The sequence below is a fragment of the Enterobacter cloacae genome (genome assembly GCF_013375935.1).
In the GTDB taxonomy this organism is placed as follows: domain Bacteria; phylum Pseudomonadota; class Gammaproteobacteria; order Enterobacterales; family Enterobacteriaceae; genus Enterobacter; species Enterobacter pasteurii.
This window is the reverse complement of record NZ_CP056117.1, coordinates 856,935-877,120: the sequence shown is the minus strand read 5'-3', so window position 1 is coordinate 877,120 and position 20,186 is coordinate 856,935. Positions and strand designations below refer to the sequence as shown.

The following is a 20,186-nucleotide window of genomic DNA, read 5'->3' as shown; positions in this document are numbered from 1 at the left end:
AACTTATCTTCCCAACCACGGCTGTGGATTGACCGCCTGACCCTGGCGACGAATTTCGAAATAGAGTGACGGGCGGCCCTGACCGCCACTGCTGCCCACAAGGGCAATGGGTTGGCCGGCGCGCACCTGAGTGCCGACGCTGACCAGCGCGCTCTGGTTGTAGCCGTAAAGGCTCATGTCGCCTTTACCGTGTTCAACCACCACCACAAGTCCGTAACCCTGCAGCCAGTCGGCCAGAATAACGCGACCATCGGCGATGGCTTTCACTTCGCTACCTTCAGACGCACCGATAACGATCCCCTTCCAACGTAGCTCACCCTGCAACTGTTCGCCATAGCGATGCAGAATCGTACCGCGAACGGGCCAGTAGGCCTGGCCACGAGGTGAACCGAGGCCGCCGGTACGCGACATCAGGGAACGTTCATTTTCAGTAGGCTTATAGGTGGTGCCTTTACGGGAGGCTTCCTGCTGCTTATTACGCACGGCCTGTGCTTCACGCGCCTCTTTTTCAGCGCGCGCTTTGGCCGCGGCTTCCGCACGGGCGATGCTGTTACGCAGCTTCGATTCGTTGGCGCGCATTTCGCTCAGCTGGCTTTGTCCTGCCTGAATAGAGGACTCCAGTCCGGCGAGCGTCTTTTTACGTTCATTCCGCGCCTGCTCAAGCTTCGCCTGCTGGGCCTGCTGTTCGTAGAGCAGCGTCTGCTGCTGGCTCTGCTTCTCTTCCAGCTCGGCTTTTTGCGTGGTGACCTCTTCGCGCGTCTGTTTGAGCTGCGCGATAGTCTCCTGACGCGCCTGATTCAGGTAGCCAAAGTAGGCTTGCAGGCGCTGCCCGCGCTGGCTCTCTTCACCGCTGAGGATCAGCTGTAGGCCGGTGTGCTCACCCTGGCGGAAGGCGGCATCAAGCTGTGCAGCAAGGTTGCGCTCCTGTGCGTCACGCTGACGCTCCAGATTCGCAATCGACGCGTTCATTTCATCGATTTGCTTATTGAGCTGAGCAAGGGTGTTTTGCGTTTCACGCAGCTTACGCGCGGCGGCGGAGATGGCCTCTTCCTGCTTTTTAAGCTGGGCAAGCAGGGCTGAACGCTGCTGCTGCTGCTGGCGTACGGCGCGCTCTTTAGCGGCGATATCAGCCTGAATGGATTTAAGCTGGTCGCGGTCATCCGCGTGGGCGGATGCGGCGCACAGCAATACGCCAGCGCTGAGTGCGCTGGCGTAAAGCAGAGGTCTGACTGATAACCTAAGCGGCTTCACGACCCATGTGATTGAAAAAATCGCCTTTCCCCTCATGGGGAGCGATTATTCCACGATGAACAGCGGCTTGCCAGTCATCTCTTTAGGGATTTCCATACCCATCAGCGACAACATGGTTGGCGCGATGTCGGAAAGCTTGCCGCCTTCCACTGCTTTTACTGATTTATCACCTACATAAATCAGCGGAACAGGCAGGTTGGTATGTGCGGTGTGCGCCTGTCCCGTTGCCGGATCGCGCATCTGTTCCGCGTTGCCGTGGTCGGCGGTGATCAGCAGCTGGCCACCTACGGATTCGACCGCTTTCGCAACCTGCTCAACGCAGCGATCCAGCGCTTCAACCGCTTTCACCGCGGCTTCCATCACGCCGGTGTGGCCTACCATATCGCCATTCGGGTAGTTACAGATGATGGTGTCGTATTTACCGCTTTCGATCGCGGCCACCAGTTTTTTGGTCAGCTCCGCAGAGCTCATCTCCGGCTGCAGATCGTACGTCGCAACTTTCGGTGAGTTAATCAGAATGCGGTCTTCGCCTTTGAGCGGCTCTTCCACGCCGCCGTTAAAGAAGAAGGTCACGTGTGCATACTTTTCAGTTTCAGAAATACGCAGCTGGGTTTTATCGTTTTTCGCCATCCACTCACCGAAGGTATTTTCCAGCGACGCGGGCGGATAAGCGCAAGGGGCTTTGATATCCGCTGCGTACTCGGTCAGCTGGATGAAATCGATCTTCACCACCTTCTTACGGGCGAAACCGTCGAAATCGGCGTTGACGAAGGCACGGGTGATTTCACGCGCGCGGTCAGCACGGAAGTTCATGAAGATCAGCGCATCGCCATCTTCCATGGCGGCATCGGCCTGGCCTTCAGCGCGGATAACGGTTGCCTTCACGAACTCGTCGTTTTCATCGCGCGCGTAAGCGGCTTCAAGGCCTTCAACGGCGGTCGCGAACTGGAACTCGCCTTTTGCCAGGGTCAGCAGGTCATAGGCCTGCTCTACGCGATCCCAGCGGTTGTCGCGATCCATGGCATAGTAACGGCCAATGATGGACGCCACGCGGCCTTTGCCCAGCGCGGCTAATTTGTTTTCAAACGCTTCCAGAGAACCTTTAGCGCTGCGCGGAGGCGTATCACGGCCATCCAGGAACGCGTGCAGATAGATTTTTTCCGCACCGCGCTCGGCGGCCAGCTCTACCATCGCCATGATGTGATCTTCGTGGCTGTGAACGCCGCCCGCAGAGAGCAGGCCCATGATGTGAACGGCTTTACCTGCGGCAACGGCTTTATCAACCGCCCCGGTGAGCGTTGGGTTGGCAAAGAAGGTACGTTCTTTGATTTCAACGTCCAGACGCGTCAGGTCCTGATAAACGATACGGCCCGCACCCAGGTTAACGTGACCCACTTCAGAGTTACCCATCTGGCGATCTGGCAGACCCACTTCCAGGCCAGACGCATCAATCAGCGTGTGGGGACGTTTTGCCCATAGCGCATCCATAACCGGGGTTTTGGCGTTGAAAATGGCATTATCCTGTTGATCTTCACGGTAGCCATAGCCATCCAGAATCACCAGTACCATAGGTTTTTTAGACACCGACATTGCGACAACCTCATGCTCAAGAGACAAAAAATTTGCGTAATTTTACTACAGCTGAATCGATAAAATAGCCGCAGAAGATCAAAGAAAGAGCGGAGGCAATGCTGTTCTCAGGACATTTTGAGGCTTTTTTTTACGTGGCATGCCGCAGAAAATAGATTAGCTTTATGTCGCTGGCTGTATTTGCCACAACGCACAGGTATACTCCTGTCCTGGTTTTTTTTAATCACTACGTCGGGAGTAGTTACCCCCCATGCAAGAAATTATGCAATTCGTTAGCCGCCATCCGGTCCTGAGCATCGCGTGGATTGGCCTGCTGGTCGCTGTACTGTTCACCACATTTAAGGGACTGACGTCTAAAATTAAGGTGATCACCCGCGGTGAAGCGACTCGTCTGATCAACAAAGAGGACGCCGTTGTGGTTGATTTGCGTCAGCGCGACGATTTCCGTAAGGGCCACATTGCAGGTGCTATCAACCTGCTGCCTGCGGAAATCAAAGCAAACAACATTGGTGAGCTGGAGAAGCATAAAGCCCAGCCGATTATCGTTGTTGACGGCACCGGCATGCAGGCGCAGGAATCTGCCAACGCACTGCATAAAGCAGGTTTTGAAAACGTAACGGTACTGAAAGAAGGCATTTCCGGCTGGAGCGGGGAGAATCTTCCTTTAGTGCGCGGCAAATAAGGAGTTAAGTGATGGCCAATATTGAGATCTACACCAAAGCAACGTGCCCGTTCTGCCACCGGGCGAAAGCGCTGCTGACCAGCAAAGGCGTAACGTTCAAGGAACTGCCGATCGATGGTGACGCGATTAAACGCGAAGAGATGATCCAACGCAGTGGCCGCACGACGGTTCCACAGATTTTTATTGATGCGCAGCACATTGGCGGCTGTGATGACTTGTATGCGCTCGACGCGCGTGGCGGACTCGATCCGCTGCTGCGCTAAGAGACTTTAGGACAATTAAAAAGGGTTTTTCCATGTCAGAACAAAACAACACCGAAATGACTTTCCAGATCCAGCGCATCTACACCAAGGATGTCTCTTTCGAAGCGCCAAATGCGCCGCACGTTTTCCAGAAAGACTGGCAGCCAGAGGTTAAACTTGATCTGGATACCGCATCCACCCAGCTGGCGGATGACGTGTATGAAGTCGTACTGCGTGTAACCGTAACCGCTTCTCTGGGCGAAGAAACTGCATTCCTGTGCGAAGTACAGCAGGGCGGCATCTTCTCCATCGGCGGTATTGAAGGCAACCAGATGGCGCATTGCCTGGGTGCATACTGCCCGAACATCCTGTTCCCGTATGCACGTGAATGCATCACCAGCCTGGTTTCTCGCGGTACGTTCCCACAGCTGAACCTTGCGCCAGTGAACTTTGATGCGCTGTTCATGAACTACCTGCAACAGCAGGCTGGCGAAGGTGCCGAACAACATCAGGATGCCTGATGAGCACTGTTAATGCGTCAATGACTGTGATCGGTGCCGGCTCTTACGGCACCGCTCTTGCCATCACGCTGGCAAGAAATGGTCACGACGTGGTCCTGTGGGGCCACGATCCAAAACATATCGCGACGCTGCAACACGACCGCTGCAACGTGGCGTTTCTCCCGGACGTTCCGTTCCCTGATTCCCTGCATCTGGAAAGCGACCTTGCGACCGCGCTGGCCGCCAGCCGCAATATTCTGATTGTGGTGCCGAGCCATGTGTTTGGCGAAGTGCTGCGTCAGATTAAGCCGCTGATGCGTGCGGATGCGCGCGTTGTGTGGGCGACGAAGGGGCTGGAAGCCGAAACCGGACGTCTGTTGCAGGACGTTGCCCGCGAAGCGCTGGGTACGGAGATCCCCCTGGCGGTGATCTCCGGGCCGACCTTTGCCAAAGAGCTGGCTGCTGGCCTGCCGACAGCGATTTCGCTGGCATCCACCGACCAGGCCTTCTCCGACGATCTCCAGCAGCTGCTGCACTGCGGCAAGAGCTTCCGCGTGTACAGTAACCCCGATTTTATCGGCGTGCAGCTGGGCGGTGCGGTGAAGAACGTCATTGCTATTGGCGCCGGGATGTCCGACGGCATCGGTTTCGGCGCGAATGCGCGTACGGCGCTGATTACCCGCGGGCTGACCGAAATGTCCCGCCTTGGCGAAGCGCTGGGTGCCGATCCGGCCACCTTTATGGGGATGGCAGGCCTGGGCGACCTGGTGCTGACCTGCACCGACAACCAGTCGCGTAACCGCCGCTTTGGCATGATGCTCGGACAGGGCAGCGATGTTAAAAGCGCGCAGGAGAAGATTGGTCAGGTGGTTGAAGGCTATCGCAATACCAAAGAAGTTCGCGAATTGGCGCACCGTTTTGGTGTCGAAATGCCAATAACCGAGGAAATTTATCAGGTATTGTATTGCGGAAAAAATGCGCGCGAGGCAGCATTGACCTTATTAGGTCGTGCGCGCAAGGACGAGCGCAGCAGCAATTAGCCGGGAAATATCGTCACCTGAATGACCCAGCCAGCGCAGAACTGGCTGGTCATTAACTATCGTCTGGAGCAAGCAATGCCGTGTGAAGAACTGGATATCGTCTGGAACAATATTAAAGCCGAAGCGCGAGCTTTGGCAGACTGTGAGCCTATGCTGGCCAGTTTCTATCACGCGACGCTACTCAAGCACGAAAATCTCGGCAGCGCCCTGAGCTATATGCTCGCCAATAAGCTGGCTTCCCCTATCATGCCTGCTATCGCCATCCGCGAAGTGGTGGAAGAAGCCTACGCCGCAGATCCGGAGATGATCGCCTCTGCCGCCTGTGATATTCAGGCCGTGCGCACGCGTGACCCGGCCGTCGATAAATATTCCACGCCGCTGCTGTATCTCAAAGGCTTTCACGCCTTACAGGCTTACCGCATCGGTCACTGGTTATGGAAAGAGGGCCGCCGCGCGCTGGCTATCTTCCTGCAAAACCAGGTCTCCGTGACCTTCCAGGTCGATATTCACCCGGCGGCGAAAATTGGCCGCGGGATCATGCTCGATCACGCCACCGGCATTGTCGTCGGGGAAACGGCGGTGATTGAGGATGACGTGTCGATCCTGCAATCCGTTACGCTGGGCGGTACCGGTAAAACCAGCGGCGATCGCCATCCGAAAATTCGTGAAGGGGTGATGATTGGCGCAGGCGCTAAAATCCTGGGCAATATCGAAGTCGGACGCGGAGCGAAGATTGGCGCGGGGTCGGTTGTGCTACAGCCGGTACCGCCGCATACCACTGCCGCTGGCGTCCCGGCGCGCATCGTCGGTAAGCCAGACAGCGATAAACCGTCGATGGATATGGATCAGCACTTCAACGGGATCCACCACACCTTCGAATACGGCGATGGAATTTAAGCGCCGGCAATCCCGAAAAAAAAGCCCGGTGAGTGAATGCACCGGGCTTTGGATTAGTTGCGGTATAACACTTTGATAATGTGATATCCGAACTGCGTGTGCAGCGGGCCGGTTGGCTCCAGCACCGGGCAGGAGAAGACCACTTTATCAAATGCCGGAACCATCTGGCCCTGGCGGAACTCGCCTAAATCACCACCGCGTTTGCCTGAAGGGCAAATAGAGTGCTTCTTCGCCAGCTTGCCGAAGTCGGCGCCGTTTTTGATCTGCTCCAGAAGATCCTGTGCCAGTTTCTCTTCTTTAACAAGGATATGCAGTGCTGCTGCTGTTTTTGCCATGATCGTGCCTTGAGTCGACTTGTTTACGATCGGTATACTACCACGCGTTTTTCCTCCTCTCCCTACTTTCATTGAGCGATCGTTTATGCGTTTAAACCCCGGACAACAACAAGCTGTCGAATTCGTCACCGGACCATGCCTGGTGCTGGCGGGGGCGGGATCCGGTAAAACACGCGTGATCACCAACAAAATCGCCCACCTGATTCGCGGCTGCGGATACCAGGCGCGCCATATCGCGGCGGTCACCTTTACCAACAAAGCGGCGCGCGAAATGAAAGAGCGCGTGGGCCAGACGCTGGGCCGTAAAGAGGCGCGCGGGCTGATGATCTCCACCTTCCACACGCTGGGTCTGGATATCATCAAGCGCGAATACGCGGCGCTGGGGATGAAGTCCAACTTTTCGCTCTTCGATGACACTGACCAGGTGGCGCTGCTTAAAGAGCTGACGGAAGGGCTGATTGAGGACGACAAGGTTCTGCTGCAACAGCTGATCTCGACGATCTCCAACTGGAAAAACGATCTGATGACGCCAGCCCAGGCGGCGGCGAGCGCCAAAGGCGAGCGCGATCGCATTTTTGCCCACTGCTACGGGCTGTACGACGCGCATATGAAAGCGTGTAACGTGCTGGATTTCGACGACCTGATCCTGCTGCCGACGCTGCTGCTCCAGCGTAACGAAGAGGTGCGCGAGCGCTGGCAGAACAAAATCCGCTACCTGCTGGTGGATGAATATCAGGATACCAACACCAGCCAGTACGAGCTGGTTAAGCTGCTGGTAGGACAGCGGGCGCGCTTTACCGTCGTAGGCGACGACGACCAGTCCATTTACTCCTGGCGCGGCGCGCGTCCGCAAAACCTGGTGCTGCTGAGCAAAGACTTTCCGGCGTTGCAGGTGATTAAACTGGAGCAGAACTACCGTTCCTCCGGACGCATTCTGAAGGCGGCGAACATCCTGATTGCCAATAACCCGCACGTGTTTGAGAAGCGTCTGTTTTCCGAGCTGGGCTACGGTACCGAACTGAAAGTGCTTAGCGCCAATAACGAAGAGCACGAAGCGGAGCGCGTAACGGGGGAGCTGATTGCCCACCACTTCGTCAACAAAACCGAATACAAGGATTATGCGATCCTCTATCGCGGTAATCACCAGTCCCGCGTCTTTGAAAAGATGCTGATGCAGAACCGCATTCCGTACAAAATTTCCGGCGGCACGTCGTTCTTCTCGCGTCCTGAAATCAAGGATCTGCTGGCCTATCTGCGCGTGCTGACGAATCCGGACGACGACAGTGCTTTTCTGCGTATCGTGAACACGCCGAAGCGCGAGATTGGTCCTGCGACGCTGCAAAAGCTGGGCGAATGGGCGATGACCCGCAACAAGAGCCTGTTTACCGCCAGCTTCGACATGGGGCTGAGCCAGACCCTGACCGGGCGCGGTTATGACTCCTTGACCCGCTTCACCCACTGGCTGGGTGAGGTGCAGCGCCTGGCCGAGCGCGAGCCCGTGGCGGCGGTGCGCGATCTGATCCACGGCATTGACTATGAATCCTGGCTGTACGAAACCTCCGCCAGCCCGAAAGCGGCAGAGATGCGTATGAAAAACGTTAACCAGCTTTTCAGCTGGATGACCGAAATGCTGGAGGGTACTGAGATAGACGAGCCAATGACCCTGACGCAGGTGGTCACCCGCTTCACGCTGCGCGATATGATGGAGCGCGGCGAAAGTGAAGAAGAGGCCGATCAGGTTCAGCTGATGACGCTGCATGCGTCGAAAGGGCTGGAGTTCCCGTATGTCTATCTGGTGGGTATGGAAGAGGGGTTACTGCCGCACCAGAGCAGCATCGATGAAGATAACGTCGACGAAGAGCGCCGTCTGGCCTACGTGGGGATCACCCGTGCGCAGAAAGAGCTGACGTTCACGCTGTGCAAAGAGCGCCGCCAGTACGGCGAGCTGGTGCGCCCGGAGCCGAGCCGTTTCCTGCTGGAGTTGCCGCAGGACGATCTTATCTGGGAGCAGGAACGCAAAGTCATTACCGCTGAAGAGCGCATGCACAAAGGCCAGGCAAACGTGGCAAACATTCGCGCGATGCTGGCAAAAGCCAAAGAGAAAGGATAATTTTTGCAGGCCGGGTAAGCGCCCCCGGCACTGTACAGACGATTACTTCACCTCAAGCGCCCAGTGCACATAGCTTTGCCACTGGAACTCCTGCTCAACCAGTTCTGCGCCAAGCGGGTGATCTTCAAGCCAGTTTTTCGGTAGCGTCAGCGTCAGTTTCTCGTCGTCCGCCACCAGCGTAATGTCCGGCAGCAAATCATCGCGACGGCGGCTGGCAAACAGAATGGCCAGGCGCAGCAGGCGGCAAAGATGCTCGGCCACGCGCGGGGGCACAGCGTTCTGCTGATGAAGCGAAGAGAGATCGACGGCGTTGGTCTGGTTCAGCAACAGGGTGGCCAGCAGCTTCTTCTGCGCGGGCGTAAAGCCCGGCAAATCGAGATTGCGCACCAGCCAGGCCGCGTGCAGCGGCGCCTGCTTGTACTCCACGCTCAAACCAATTTCATGTAACGCGCAGGCGCTAAGCAGCAGATCGCGGCTTAAAGGTTCAATATCCCAGCTTTTCTTTACCTGATCGGCAAACAATGAGGCCAGCTGGCTCACCCGCTGCGCCTGGTCGGTATCGACGATAAAGCGGCGCTGAACGTTACGCAGCGTGCGGCTACGGATGTCCTGATCGACAGACTGGTGCAGCATTCCGTAAACCAGACCTTCGCGCAGCGCGCCGCCTGCCAGCGTCATACACTGGATATTCAGCTCGGTGAAAATGGCGATCAGAATGGCGAGCCCGCTTGGGAAAACCAGCGCGCGTTCGAGCGTCAGCCCCTCAATTTCAAGCTCTTCCAGGCGACCACACTGGATGGCGCGCTGTTTCAGCTGCTGGAGCTTGGCAAGCGTGATTCGCTCGTCCATCCCCTGCGCCATCATGATCTCCTGCAACGCCTGTACGGTTCCGGATGCCCCTACGCAGACTTTCCAGCCGTGATAGCGCAGTTCGTCCATGACCGGGCGCAGCACTTCACGTGCAGCGTTTTCCGCTTCATCGAAGTTTTCTTTCGCAAGGTTGCGGTCGGTAAAGTAACGCTCCAGCCAGGTCACGCAGCCCATCGACAGGCTGAAAAGCGACGTAGCCTGTGCGCCCGTGCCGGTCACCAGTTCGGTACTTGCTCCGCCAATATCCACGACCAGACGGCGATCGTCGCCGCCGGTAGTGTGCGCTACACCCTGATAGATCAGGCGCGCTTCTTCTTCACCGCTGATGACCTGCACCGGGCAGCCCAGAATGTCCTGCGCTCTGGCTATGAAATCGCCAGCGTTAACCGCCAGACGAAGGGTTGCCGTGGCAACAACGCGAATTTGACTGAGGGGGATATCCTGCAGACGTTCGGCAAACAGACGCAGGCACTGCCAGCCACGTTCCATGGCTTCAGGAGAGAGGTGGTTATCGCCGCTCAGGCCCGCCGCGAGGCGGACCTTGCGCTTGATGCGCGTCAGCGTTTGTATGCTTCCTGCCACCTCGCGCACAACCAGCATATGAAAGCTATTCGAACCGAGATCGATTGCCGCATAAAGCGAGGTGGAGCTGAGCATATTTTCTTAACCTGAACGACGACGATTACGCGGTGCGCCGCCGGAACGACGCGGGCCATTGCCGGAGCGCGGGCGGGTCAGGCGCTTAGGCGGCGGCAGCTCGCTTAACAGCGCGTCCGGGTTGTATTTGCTCTGCGGAATAGAGTGACCGATATAGGTCTCAATGGCCGGAAGATTCAGCGCATACTCTTCACACGCGAGGCTAATAGAGTGACCGCTTGCGCCCGCACGACCGGTACGACCGATACGGTGTACATAGTCTTCGCAGTCGTCTGGCAGGTCGTAGTTAAAGACGTGCGTCACGGCTGGAATATGCAGGCCACGGGCCGCCACGTCGGTTGCGACCAGAATATCGAGGTCGCCGCGGGTAAATTCTTCGAGAATACGCAGGCGTTTTTTCTGCGCAACGTCGCCGGTCAGCAGGCCTACGCGGTGACCATCTGCCGCCAGGTGGCCCCAGATATCTTCACAGCGGTGCTTGGTGTTCGCAAAGATAATGGCGCGATCCGGCCACTCTTCTTCAATCAGCGTTTGCAGCAGGCGCATTTTCTCTTCATTAGATGGATAGAAGAGCTCTTCTTTAATGCGGTGGCCGGTTTTCTGCTCCGGTTCCACTTCTACATATTCGGCGTTGTTCATCTGCTCGAATGCGAGTTCACGCACGCGATATGACAGGGTTGCGGAGAACAGCATGTTCAGACGCTGGTCTGCGGCAGGCATACGGCGGAACAGCCAGCGGATGTCTTTGATGAAGCCCAGATCGTACATGCGGTCTGCTTCATCCAACACCACCACCTGGATTGCGCCGAGGTTGATATGGTTCTGTTTGGCGTAGTCGATAAGACGGCCAGTGGTCCCAATCAGGATATCCACGCCGCTTTCCAGCACCTTCAGTTGCTTATCGTAGCCGTCCCCGCCATAGGCCAGGCCGAGTTTCAGGCCGGTGGCTTGCGCCAGAGGCTCAGCGTCTGCGTGGATCTGTACCGCCAGTTCTCGCGTCGGGGCCATAATTAGCGCGCGCGGCTGGTTAACTTTGCGGTCTGCAATCGCCGGGTGAGAAAGTAAATAATGAAACGTTGACGTTAAAAACGCCATCGTTTTGCCGGTACCGGTTTGCGCCTGCCCTGCAACGTCGCGACCGGCCAGCGTCAGCGGCAGGGCGAGAGCCTGAATGGGCGTGCAGTTATGAAACCCTTTTGTTTCAAGGGCTTCGATCACCTTCGGGTGCAGGGCGAAGTCGGAAAACTTCTGTTCTGTTAAATGTGTTTTGCTCATAGTGTGGTAGAATATCAGCTTACTATTGCTTTACGAAAGCGTATCCGGTGAAATAAAGTCAACCTTTAGTTGGTTAATGCGACATCAACACGTCGTTGGTGGAGATAAAACCAACGTACCAGGCTTATTCCTGTGGAGTTATATATGAGCGATAAAATTATTCACCTGACTGACGACAGTTTTGACACGGACGTACTTAAAGCTGACGGGCTGATCCTCGTTGATTTCTGGGCTGAATGGTGTGGTCCTTGCAAAATGATCGCTCCGATTCTGGATGAAATCGCTGACGAATATCAGGGCAAACTGACCGTTGCCAAGCTGAACATCGACCAGAACCCGGGCACCGCGCCAAAATACGGTATCCGTGGCATTCCGACCCTGCTGCTGTTCAAAAACGGCGACGTGGCGGCGACCAAAGTGGGCGCACTGTCCAAAGGTCAACTGAAAGAGTTCCTGGACGCTAACCTGGCGTAAGGTTTCTCAGCCGAGCGTCCAGATCGCCTAATTAATGGTGAACTCTGGACGCCCGGCTTTAGTCGTGCTAAGTTAGCTATGACTACGTTTTAAACATATCTTGTTGTTTGAATCTTGTTTTACCCGATACTTCCCGTTGTTAACATAAACATTGCGTGAAGTTGCTAGATTCCGGGCTTGTCACTCAATCCGTCTTGTCGTTTCAGTTCTGCGTTCTTTCCCTGTGACCAGACAGCGAACAGACATGAGGTGATGGCCGCTAAACAGGCATGGATGACCCTGCCATACCATTCACAACATTAAGTTCGAGAATCACCCCGAGTTTAAGAACCCACACCATTATGAATCTTACCGAATTAAAGAATACGCCGGTTTCTGAGCTGATCACTCTCGGCGAAAATATGGGACTGGAAAACCAGGCTCGTATGCGCAAGCAGGACATCATTTTCGCCATCCTGAAGCAGCACGCTAAGAGTGGCGAAGATATCTTTGGCGACGGTGTGCTGGAGATATTGCAAGACGGATTTGGTTTCCTCCGCTCTGCAGACAGCTCCTACCTCGCCGGCCCTGACGACATCTACGTATCCCCTAGCCAAATCCGCCGTTTCAACCTCCGCACTGGTGACACCATTTCAGGTAAGATTCGTCCTCCAAAAGAGGGTGAACGCTACTTTGCGCTGTTGAAGGTTAACGAAGTTAACTACGACAAACCGGAAAACTCGCGCAATAAGATCCTGTTCGAGAACTTAACGCCGCTGCACGCGAACTCTCGCCTGCGCATGGAGCGTGGTAACGGGTCTACTGAAGACTTAACCGCTCGCGTTCTGGATCTGGCCTCGCCAATCGGTCGTGGTCAGCGTGGTCTGATTGTGGCACCGCCAAAAGCGGGTAAAACCATGCTGCTGCAAAACATCGCGCAGAGCATTGCCTACAACCACCCAGACTGCGTGCTGATGGTGCTGCTGATTGACGAACGTCCTGAAGAAGTGACCGAGATGCAACGTCTGGTGAAAGGTGAAGTGGTTGCGTCTACCTTCGACGAACCGGCATCTCGCCACGTTCAGGTTGCCGAAATGGTTATCGAGAAGGCAAAACGCCTGGTTGAGCACAAAAAAGACGTGATCATCCTCCTCGACTCCATTACGCGTCTGGCGCGTGCCTACAACACCGTGGTGCCGGCTTCCGGTAAAGTACTGACCGGTGGTGTGGACGCCAACGCCCTGCATCGTCCGAAGCGTTTCTTCGGTGCGGCGCGTAACGTGGAAGAGGGCGGTAGCCTGACCATTATCGCGACGGCGCTGATCGATACGGGCTCCAAAATGGACGAAGTTATCTACGAAGAGTTTAAAGGGACAGGCAACATGGAGCTGCACCTTTCTCGTAAGATCGCAGAAAAACGCGTCTTCCCGGCTATCGACTACAACCGTTCCGGTACCCGTAAAGAAGAGCTGCTTACCACTCAGGAAGAGCTACAGAAAATGTGGATCCTGCGCAAAATCATTCACCCAATGGGTGAGATCGACGCCATGGAATTCCTCATTAACAAACTGGCGATGACCAAAACGAACGACGATTTCTTCGACATGATGAAACGCTCGTAACGCAAATATTCCCAGTAAACGCCACGTTTTTACGTGGCGTTTTTTATTTATGGACTATACGCTATTACCACACACTCCCAATTTTGACCGGTCGGTGCGACAATAAGCAGGTTTGTACAGTCAAAGAAATAATTGATTGAAAAATATACAAAGGGAGTTGTGAGAGGCCGTCTTTAATCCTTCTGAGGCAGAGGCTTCATGGTTATACTTCCGGGACTAACATTTGTTGAGAGCAATCCATTGTGAATCTACTCACTGCAGTAACTGAGCTGATCAGTATTTTTTTATTCACAACCTGTTTTTTGTTCATTGCGCGCAAGGTAGCAAAAAGAATTGGGTTAGTGGACAAACCGAATTTCCGTAAACGCCATCAGGGGCTTATTCCGCTGGTGGGCGGTATTTCGGTGTACGCAGGCATCTGTTTCACATTCGGGATCGCGGATTACTACATTCCTCATGCCGCGCTCTACCTGGCATGTGCAGGCGTGCTGGTGTTAGTCGGCGCCCTTGATGACCGTTTTGATATCAGCGTGAAGTTCCGCGCCACGGTACAGGCGGCCATCGGCATCATTATGATGGTGGTGGGCGGTCTCTATCTCAGAAGCCTGGGCTACGTGTTTGGTCCCTGGGAGCTTGTGCTTGGGCCATTCGGCTTCTTCCTGACGCTGTTTGCCGTCTGGGCCGCCATCAATGCCTTCAACATGGTTGACGGTATAGACGGCCTGCTTGGCGGGTTGTCCTCTGTTTCGTTTGGCGCTATCGGCATCATTTTATGGTTTGACGGCCAGTACAGCCTGTCAATGTGGTGCTTTGCCATGATTGCCGCCATCCTGCCTTACATTTGCCTCAACCTGGGTGTGTTAGGACGTCGCTATAAGGTCTTTATGGGCGATGCGGGCAGTACGCTGATTGGCTTTACGGTTATCTGGGTTCTGCTGGAGACCACTCAGGGTAAAACGCATCCTATTAGCCCGGTAACGGCGCTCTGGATTATTGCTATCCCGCTGATGGACATGGTTGCCATTATGTACCGCCGTCTGCGTAAAGGGATGAGCCCATTCTCCCCCGACCGTCAGCATATTCACCATCTGATTATGCGCGCCGGTTTCACGTCCCGTCAGGCATTTGTGCTGATTACGCTTGCGGCTGCCATTCTGGCTGCCATCGGCGTTGCTGCGGAATACGCACATTTCATTCCTGAATGGGTAATGTTGGTATTATTCTTGCTAGCATTTTTCATGTACGGTTACTGCATCAAGCGTGCATGGAAAGTCGCGCGTTTCATTAAACGTTTAAAACGCAGGATGCGTCGTAACAGTGGCAAAAACACAACATTAACTAAGTAAAACCGGGACTATGATGACTCAACCGTTGGCGGGAGCGAAATCAGTGGTAACTGAGAACGAGCTGGATATTCGTGGTTTGTTTCGAGTGCTTTGGCGAGGCAAGCTGTGGATTGTGGGGATCGCGTTGGGGTTCGCACTGTTGGCGCTAGCCTACACCTTCTTCGCAAAACAGGAGTGGAGCGCCACGGCGATCACGGACCGACCAACGGTAAATATGCTCGGAGGATACTACTCCCAGCAGCAGTTCCTGCGTAATCTTGATATCAAGGCCAATCTGGCGACCCCGGATCAGGCCTCGGTCATGGATGAATCCTACAAAGAGTTCGTGATGCAGCTGGCGTCATGGGATACGCGCCGTGATTTCTGGTCCCAGACGGACTACTACAAGCAGCGCATGGTCGGTAACAGCAAAGCGGATGCCGCGCTGCTGGATGATTTAATCAACAACATTCAGTTTATGCCTGGTGATGCACTCCGTAATGTCAGCGACAGCGTAAAGCTGATCGCGGAAACGGCGCCGGATGCCAATAATCTTCTGCGTCAGTATGTCGCGTTTGCCAGCCAGCGCGCGGCGAGTCATCTGAATGACGAACTTAAAGGCGCCTGGGCTGCGCGTACTATCCAGATGAAAGCGCAGGTGAAACGTCAGGAAGAGGTCGCAAAAGCTATCTTCGCGCGACGCGTGCATAACATTGAGCAGGCACTGAAAATTGCGGAACAGCACAATATTTCCCGTAGCGAAACGGATGTTCCCGCTGACGAACTCCCTGACTCAGAAATGTTCCTCCTTGGTCGTCCAATGCTTCAGGCCCGGCTGGAAAATATCCAGGCCGTTGGCCCTGATTTCGATCTTGATTACGACCAAAACCGCGCCATGCTCAACACGCTCAACGTTGGTCCAACGCTGGATCCGCGTTTTCAGACCTATCGTTATTTGAGAACGCCTGAAGAACCTGTAAAACGCGATAGTCCGCGTCGCGCATTCCTGATGATCATGTGGGGGATTGTGGGCGCACTGACTGGCGCTGGCGTGGCGTTAATGCGTCGCCGCACAAACTAAGAACGCCGTCTACGATGAAGGCTGCGGCCTTCATCGTCTAATCGAAGAGAATCGATGTGAAAGTACTAACCGTATTTGGCACCAGGCCGGAGGCCATTAAGATGGCGCCTCTGGTTCATGCGCTGGCCAGAGATCCTGATATTGAAGCGAAAGTCTGCGTGACTGCCCAGCACCGCGAGATGCTCGATCAGGTTTTAACCCTCTTTTCTATCGTCCCGGATTACGATCTAAATATTATGAAACCGGGGCAGGGACTGACGGAAATTACCTGCCGTATCTTGCAAGAGTTAAAGCCTATCCTTGAGTCGTTCAGGCCAGATGTGGTGCTGGTGCACGGCGATACCACCACCACCGTGGCGACCAGCCTGGCCGCGTTCTACCAGCGTATCCCTGTTGGCCATGTTGAAGCGGGTCTGCGTACCGGCAATCTTTATTCCCCGTGGCCGGAAGAGGCCAACCGCACGCTCACCGGTCACCTGGCAATGTACCATTTTGCGCCAACCGAAAACTCACGTCAGAACCTGCTGCGAGAAAACATCAGCGACAGCAAAATCTTTGTTACCGGCAATACGGTTATTGACGCGCTGATTTGGGTGCGTGACCGCGTGCTGGCTAACAGCGAGCTTCAGGCTGAACTTGCTGCACGCTATCCGTTCCTGAACAACGGCAAGAAAACGATTCTGGTAACGGGGCACCGCCGCGAAAGTTTTGGTCGTGGCTTTGAGCACATCTGCCATGCGCTGGCTGAAATCGCCGCGCAGAACGACGATGTGCAGATTGTCTATCCGGTGCACCTCAACCCTAACGTCAGTGAACCGGTCAACCGTATCCTGGGCCACGTGGAGAACGTGCTCCTGATTGAGCCGCAGGACTATATGCCGTTTGTCTGGCTGATGAACCACGCCTGGCTGATCCTGACCGATTCCGGCGGTATTCAGGAAGAGGCGCCATCCCTCGGCAAGCCGGTGCTGGTGATGCGTGAAACCACCGAACGTCCGGAAGCGGTGACTGCCGGTACGGTACGTCTGGTGGGAACGGATCCGCGCCGTATTGTCGAAGAGGTCACGCGCTTACTGCATGACGAAGAAGAGTATCAGGCGATGAGCCGGGCCCATAACCCGTACGGTGATGGCCAGGCTTGTGGTCGTATTTTGCACGCACTTAAACACAATCGGGTAACGCTATGAGTTTTACTACCATCTCTGTCGTTGGTCTTGGCTATATCGGGCTGCCTACCGCCGCGGCCTTTGCCTCTCGTCAAAAGCAGGTTGTCGGCGTTGATATCAACGCGCGCGCGGTGGAAACCATCAACCGTGGCGAAATTCATATCGTGGAGCCCGATCTCGATCGCGTGGTGAAAAAGGCGGTGGAAGGTGGCTTCCTGCGTGCCAGCACTACGCCGGTGGAAGCCGATGCGTACCTGATTGCTGTTCCCACCCCGTTTAAAGGCGATCATGAGCCAGACATGGCTTACGTCGAGGCGGCAGCAAAATCAATTGCGCCCGTGCTCAGGAAAGGCGCGCTGGTAATCCTTGAGTCCACTTCGCCTGTTGGGGCAACCGAGCAAATGGCGCAGTGGCTGGCCGAGGCGCGTCCCGACCTCAGCTTCCCGCAGCAGGCGGGAGAACAGGCCGACATCAATATCGCCTACTGCCCTGAGCGCGTGCTGCCGGGCCAGGTGATGGTGGAACTGATTAAAAATGACCGCGTGATTGGCGGCATGACGCCAGTCTGCTCCGCGCGCGCCAGCGAGCTGTATAAGATCTTCCTTGAAGGCGAATGCGTGGTGACCAACTCGCGTACCGCCGAAATGTGCAAACTGACGGAAAACAGCTTCCGCGACGTCAACATCGCGTTTGCAAACGAGCTGTCGCTGATTTGCGCCGATCGGGGGATTAACGTCTGGGAACTGATTAGCCTTGCTAACCGCCATCCGCGCGTGAATATTCTTCAGCCGGGGCCGGGCGTGGGCGGGCACTGTATTGCGGTCGACCCGTGGTTTATCGTGGCGCAAAACCCGGAACAGGCGCGCCTGATCCGTACCGCGCGCGAAGTGAACGACTACAAACCTCAGTGGGTGCTTAATCAGGTTAAAGCCACGGTTGCCGATTGCCTGGCCGAGAGCGGCAAGCGCGCGAGCGAGCTGAAAATTGCCTGCTTTGGCCTGGCATTCAAACCGAATATTGACGATCTGCGCGAAAGCCCGGCGATGGCCATTGCCGAAACGATCGCCCACTGGCACAGCGGTGAAACGCTGGTGGTTGAGCCGAATATTCATGAGCTGCCGGCAAAACTTGCGGGCCACTGTACCCTTACCGCACTGGATAACGCGCTGGCGACGGCTGACGTGCTGGTGCTGCTGGTGGATCACAACGCGTTTAAAGCCGTTTCCGGTGATGCCGTATCCCAGAAGTATATTGTTGATACTAAAGGCGTGTGGCGTTGAGTACGCTCAACGGCGTGCTGGAATCGCTTGAGTGGGAAAGCGCATTTTTTTCCCGCCCTTCGGCGATAGTACGTTTGCGCGAGAATGCCCCCGCGTTGCAGGACGCAGACTTCAGCGCCTGGCAGCGCGTACAGGCGAAGATCCCGGCGGACCGCGCCGATCTGCTGGACGCGCTCCAGCAGCACGGATTCCGGCTGGTTGAAGGTGAGGTCGATCTCTCCATTAACGTGACCCTTCACGGCACCCCGGGCGCGGAAGTGGCATCAGAGCAGGACATTCCAGCGCTGCGCCAGATGGCGGCACAGGCCTTCGCTCAGAGCCGCTTTCGTGCGCCCTGGTATGGACCTGATGACAGCGGTCGTTTTTATGCCCAGTGGATTGAAAATGCGGTTAAAGGCACGTTTGACCACGTTTGTCTGGTGTTCCGCGCTGCGGAGGGGCAGATTCAGGGCTTTGTTTCGCTTCGCAAGCTCAACGAGCGCGAAGCGCGCATCGGTTTGTTAGCCGGTCGCGGCATGGGCGCGAAACTCATGCAGGCGGCGCTGCACTGGGCGCATCAACAACAGGTTTCGACGCTGCGGGTAGCGACCCAGATGGGCAACACCGCTGCGCTTAAACGTTATATCGCGAGTGGTGCCAGCATCGACGCCACCGCCTACTGGTTATACAGGTGACAAAATGATTCCATTTAACGCGCCTCCCGTCGTGGGCACTGAACTTGATTATATGCAGTCCGCTATGGGCAGCGGCAAGCTCTGCGGCGACGGCGGTTTTACCCGTCGCTGCCAGCAGTGGATGGAGCAACGTTTTCAGAGTGCTAAGGTACTGCTGACGCCGTCCTGCACCGCATCGCTCGAAATGGCGGCGCTGCTGCTGGATATTCAGCCCGGCGATGAAGTGATTATGCCGAGCTACACCTTCGTCTCCACGGCAAACGCGTTCGTCCTGCGCGGCGCAAAAATTGTGTTTGTGGATATCCGTCCGGATACGATGAATATCGACGAAACGCTGATTGAAGCGGCCATCACCGACAAAACGCGGGCGATTGTCCCGGTGCATTACGCGGGCGTGGCCTGTGAAATGGACACCATCATGGCGATCGCCAAAAAGCACAACCTGTTCGTGGTGGAAGACGCCGCGCAGGGCGTGATGTCCACCTACAAAGGTCGCGCGCTGGGAACCATCGGCCATATCGGCTGCTTTAGCTTCCACGAAACCAAAAACTACACCGCAGGCGGTGAGGGTGGCGCGACGCTGATTAACGATCGTGCGCTGGTTGAGCGTGCGGAAGTGATCCGTGAAAAAGGGACCAACCGCAGCCAGTTTTTCCGTGGTCAGGTGGACAAGTACACCTGGCGCGATATCGGCTCAAGCTACCTGATGGCAGATTTGCAGGCCGCGTACCTGTGGGCGCAGCTTGAAGCGGCAGAGCGTATCAATCTGCAACGCCTGTCCCTGTGGCAAACCTACTACGACGCGCTGCAGCCGCTGGCGAAAGCGGGACGTATTGAGCTGCCGACCATTCCGGCAGACTGCGTCCACAATGCCCATATGTTCTACATCAAGCTGCACGATAACGACGATCGCAGCAAGCTGATCGCCTGGCTGAAAGAGGCGGAAATTATGGCGGTATTCCACTATATCCCGCTGCACTCCAGCCCGGCTGGAGAAGCGTTTGGGACGTTTGCCGGTGAAGACCGCTACACCACCAAAGAGAGCGAACGCCTGCTCCGCCTGCCTCTGTTCTACAACCTCGCGCCGGTGAACCAGCGTACGGTAATCAATACGCTTCTGAGTTATTTCGGCTGAT

Annotated in this window: 19 protein-coding genes; 14 read left to right on the top strand and 5 right to left on the bottom strand. The window is 55.7% G+C overall.

Annotated elements, in window-relative coordinates:
- Positions 1–3 precede the first annotated feature (3 nt).
- Both envC and gpmM read right to left on the bottom strand, forming a co-directional pair.
- A complete protein-coding gene (envC, locus tag HWQ14_RS04100) occupies positions 4–1,263 on the bottom strand; it encodes a murein hydrolase activator EnvC (protein ID WP_245166457.1) in 1,260 nt (419 codons plus the stop codon).
- 33 nt (positions 1,264–1,296) lie between these two features.
- Positions 1,297–2,841 (bottom strand): 2,3-bisphosphoglycerate-independent phosphoglycerate mutase, encoded by a 1,545-nt coding sequence (gpmM, locus tag HWQ14_RS04095; protein WP_176609023.1) that lies wholly within the window; start codon positions 2,839–2,841, stop codon positions 1,297–1,299.
- A gap of 250 nt (positions 2,842–3,091) precedes the next feature.
- On the opposite strand from gpmM, the gene HWQ14_RS04090 reads away from it, so the two are divergent.
- The 5 genes from HWQ14_RS04090 to cysE all read left to right on the top strand — a co-directional run bounded on the left by HWQ14_RS04090 (position 3,092) and on the right by cysE (position 6,202).
- Positions 3,092–3,523 (top strand): rhodanese-like domain-containing protein, encoded by a 432-nt coding sequence (locus tag HWQ14_RS04090; protein WP_003860840.1) that lies wholly within the window; start codon positions 3,092–3,094, stop codon positions 3,521–3,523.
- A gap of 11 nt (positions 3,524–3,534) precedes the next feature.
- Entirely contained in the window at positions 3,535–3,786 is a 252-nt protein-coding gene (gene grxC, locus HWQ14_RS04085) for a glutaredoxin 3 (protein ID WP_148421654.1), read from the top strand.
- A gap of 32 nt (positions 3,787–3,818) precedes the next feature.
- Positions 3,819–4,286, top strand: a complete 468-nt coding sequence (gene secB, locus HWQ14_RS04080; protein WP_003860835.1) for a protein-export chaperone SecB — start codon at positions 3,819–3,821, stop codon at positions 4,284–4,286.
- Positions 4,286–5,305 (top strand): NAD(P)H-dependent glycerol-3-phosphate dehydrogenase, encoded by a 1,020-nt coding sequence (gene gpsA, locus HWQ14_RS04075; protein WP_148421653.1) that lies wholly within the window; start codon positions 4,286–4,288, stop codon positions 5,303–5,305. Before secB ends, gpsA begins: the two co-directional genes overlap by 1 nt.
- A gap of 75 nt (positions 5,306–5,380) precedes the next feature.
- Positions 5,381–6,202, top strand: a complete 822-nt coding sequence (gene cysE / locus HWQ14_RS04070) for a serine O-acetyltransferase (protein ID WP_012908151.1) — start codon at positions 5,381–5,383, stop codon at positions 6,200–6,202.
- Positions 6,203–6,255: 53 nt separating this feature from the next.
- Here the strand turns inward: cysE and ppiC are convergent, their stop codons facing one another.
- Positions 6,256–6,537 (bottom strand): peptidylprolyl isomerase PpiC, encoded by a 282-nt coding sequence (gene ppiC, locus HWQ14_RS04065; RefSeq protein ID WP_006812396.1) that lies wholly within the window; start codon positions 6,535–6,537, stop codon positions 6,256–6,258.
- A gap of 85 nt (positions 6,538–6,622) precedes the next feature.
- Here ppiC and rep point away from each other — a divergent pair, with 85 nt between their 5' ends.
- The gene (rep, locus tag HWQ14_RS04060) at positions 6,623–8,647 is read left to right on the top strand and encodes a DNA helicase Rep (protein WP_176609022.1); all 2,025 of its coding nucleotides are present in this window, start codon (positions 6,623–6,625) and stop codon (positions 8,645–8,647) included.
- A gap of 42 nt (positions 8,648–8,689) precedes the next feature.
- Here the strand turns inward: rep and gppA are convergent, their stop codons facing one another.
- Together gppA and rhlB are read right to left on the bottom strand one after the other, a co-directional pair.
- Complete coding sequence (gene gppA, locus HWQ14_RS04055; RefSeq protein ID WP_176609021.1) at positions 8,690–10,174, bottom strand: guanosine-5'-triphosphate,3'-diphosphate diphosphatase; 1,485 nt, start codon at positions 10,172–10,174, stop codon at positions 8,690–8,692.
- Positions 10,175–10,180: 6 nt separating this feature from the next.
- Positions 10,181–11,449, bottom strand: a complete 1,269-nt coding sequence (gene rhlB, locus HWQ14_RS04050; protein ID WP_148421650.1) for an ATP-dependent RNA helicase RhlB — start codon at positions 11,447–11,449, stop codon at positions 10,181–10,183.
- A gap of 144 nt (positions 11,450–11,593) precedes the next feature.
- On the opposite strand from rhlB, the gene trxA reads away from it, so the two are divergent.
- The 8 genes from trxA to rffA all read left to right on the top strand — a co-directional run bounded on the left by trxA (position 11,594) and on the right by rffA (position 20,185).
- Positions 11,594–11,923, top strand: a complete 330-nt coding sequence (gene trxA, locus HWQ14_RS04045) for a thioredoxin TrxA (protein WP_006812392.1) — start codon at positions 11,594–11,596, stop codon at positions 11,921–11,923.
- A gap of 341 nt (positions 11,924–12,264) precedes the next feature.
- The gene (gene rho / locus HWQ14_RS04040) at positions 12,265–13,524 is read left to right on the top strand and encodes a transcription termination factor Rho (protein ID WP_001054528.1); all 1,260 of its coding nucleotides are present in this window, start codon (positions 12,265–12,267) and stop codon (positions 13,522–13,524) included.
- A 242-nt stretch (positions 13,525–13,766) separates the two neighbouring features.
- A complete protein-coding gene (wecA, locus tag HWQ14_RS04035) occupies positions 13,767–14,870 on the top strand; it encodes a UDP-N-acetylglucosamine--undecaprenyl-phosphate N-acetylglucosaminephosphotransferase (protein WP_001050933.1) in 1,104 nt (367 codons plus the stop codon).
- A 13-nt stretch (positions 14,871–14,883) separates the two neighbouring features.
- Positions 14,884–15,930 carry an ECA polysaccharide chain length modulation protein gene (gene wzzE, locus HWQ14_RS04030; protein WP_148421649.1) on the top strand — a complete coding sequence of 349 codons (1,047 nt, stop codon included), beginning with the start codon at positions 14,884–14,886 and terminating at the stop codon, positions 15,928–15,930.
- 56 nt (positions 15,931–15,986) lie between these two features.
- Positions 15,987–17,117 (top strand): non-hydrolyzing UDP-N-acetylglucosamine 2-epimerase, encoded by a 1,131-nt coding sequence (gene wecB, locus HWQ14_RS04025; RefSeq protein WP_176609020.1) that lies wholly within the window; start codon positions 15,987–15,989, stop codon positions 17,115–17,117.
- Positions 17,114–18,376: a UDP-N-acetyl-D-mannosamine dehydrogenase gene (wecC, locus tag HWQ14_RS04020; protein WP_176609019.1), complete on the top strand. Its 1,263-nt coding sequence runs from the start codon at positions 17,114–17,116 to the stop codon at positions 18,374–18,376. The genes wecB and wecC overlap by 4 nt, the downstream gene beginning before the upstream one ends.
- Complete coding sequence (gene rffC / locus HWQ14_RS04015; RefSeq protein ID WP_176609018.1) at positions 18,373–19,050, top strand: dTDP-4-amino-4,6-dideoxy-D-galactose acyltransferase; 678 nt, start codon at positions 18,373–18,375, stop codon at positions 19,048–19,050. Before wecC ends, rffC begins: the two co-directional genes overlap by 4 nt.
- A 4-nt stretch (positions 19,051–19,054) precedes the next feature.
- The gene (rffA, locus tag HWQ14_RS04010; RefSeq protein ID WP_176609017.1) at positions 19,055–20,185 is read left to right on the top strand and encodes a dTDP-4-amino-4,6-dideoxygalactose transaminase; all 1,131 of its coding nucleotides are present in this window, start codon (positions 19,055–19,057) and stop codon (positions 20,183–20,185) included.
- Position 20,186 lies beyond the last annotated feature (1 nt).

Bases quoted from the DNA above. Each gene is read 5' to 3' on its own strand.
- rffA (WP_176609017.1), top strand. From the start codon at position 19,055: ATGATTCCATTTAACGCGCCTCCCGTCGTGGGCACTGAACTTGATTAT.
- gppA (WP_176609021.1), bottom strand. From the start codon at position 10,174: ATGCTCAGCTCCACCTCGCTTTATGCGGCAATCGATCTCGGTTCGAAT.
- trxA (WP_006812392.1), top strand. From the start codon at position 11,594: ATGAGCGATAAAATTATTCACCTGACTGACGACAGTTTTGACACGGAC.
- HWQ14_RS04090 (WP_003860840.1), top strand. From the start codon at position 3,092: ATGCAAGAAATTATGCAATTCGTTAGCCGCCATCCGGTCCTGAGCATC.
- rhlB (WP_148421650.1), bottom strand. From the start codon at position 11,449: ATGAGCAAAACACATTTAACAGAACAGAAGTTTTCCGACTTCGCCCTG.
- grxC (WP_148421654.1), top strand. From the start codon at position 3,535: ATGGCCAATATTGAGATCTACACCAAAGCAACGTGCCCGTTCTGCCAC.
- wzzE (WP_148421649.1), top strand. From the start codon at position 14,884: ATGACTCAACCGTTGGCGGGAGCGAAATCAGTGGTAACTGAGAACGAG.
- rep (WP_176609022.1), top strand. From the start codon at position 6,623: ATGCGTTTAAACCCCGGACAACAACAAGCTGTCGAATTCGTCACCGGA.
- ppiC (WP_006812396.1), bottom strand. From the start codon at position 6,537: ATGGCAAAAACAGCAGCAGCACTGCATATCCTTGTTAAAGAAGAGAAA.
- rho (WP_001054528.1), top strand. From the start codon at position 12,265: ATGAATCTTACCGAATTAAAGAATACGCCGGTTTCTGAGCTGATCACT.
- gpmM (WP_176609023.1), bottom strand. From the start codon at position 2,841: ATGTCGGTGTCTAAAAAACCTATGGTACTGGTGATTCTGGATGGCTAT.
- gpsA (WP_148421653.1), top strand. From the start codon at position 4,286: ATGAGCACTGTTAATGCGTCAATGACTGTGATCGGTGCCGGCTCTTAC.
- cysE (WP_012908151.1), top strand. From the start codon at position 5,381: ATGCCGTGTGAAGAACTGGATATCGTCTGGAACAATATTAAAGCCGAA.
- secB (WP_003860835.1), top strand. From the start codon at position 3,819: ATGTCAGAACAAAACAACACCGAAATGACTTTCCAGATCCAGCGCATC.
- wecC (WP_176609019.1), top strand. From the start codon at position 17,114: ATGAGTTTTACTACCATCTCTGTCGTTGGTCTTGGCTATATCGGGCTG.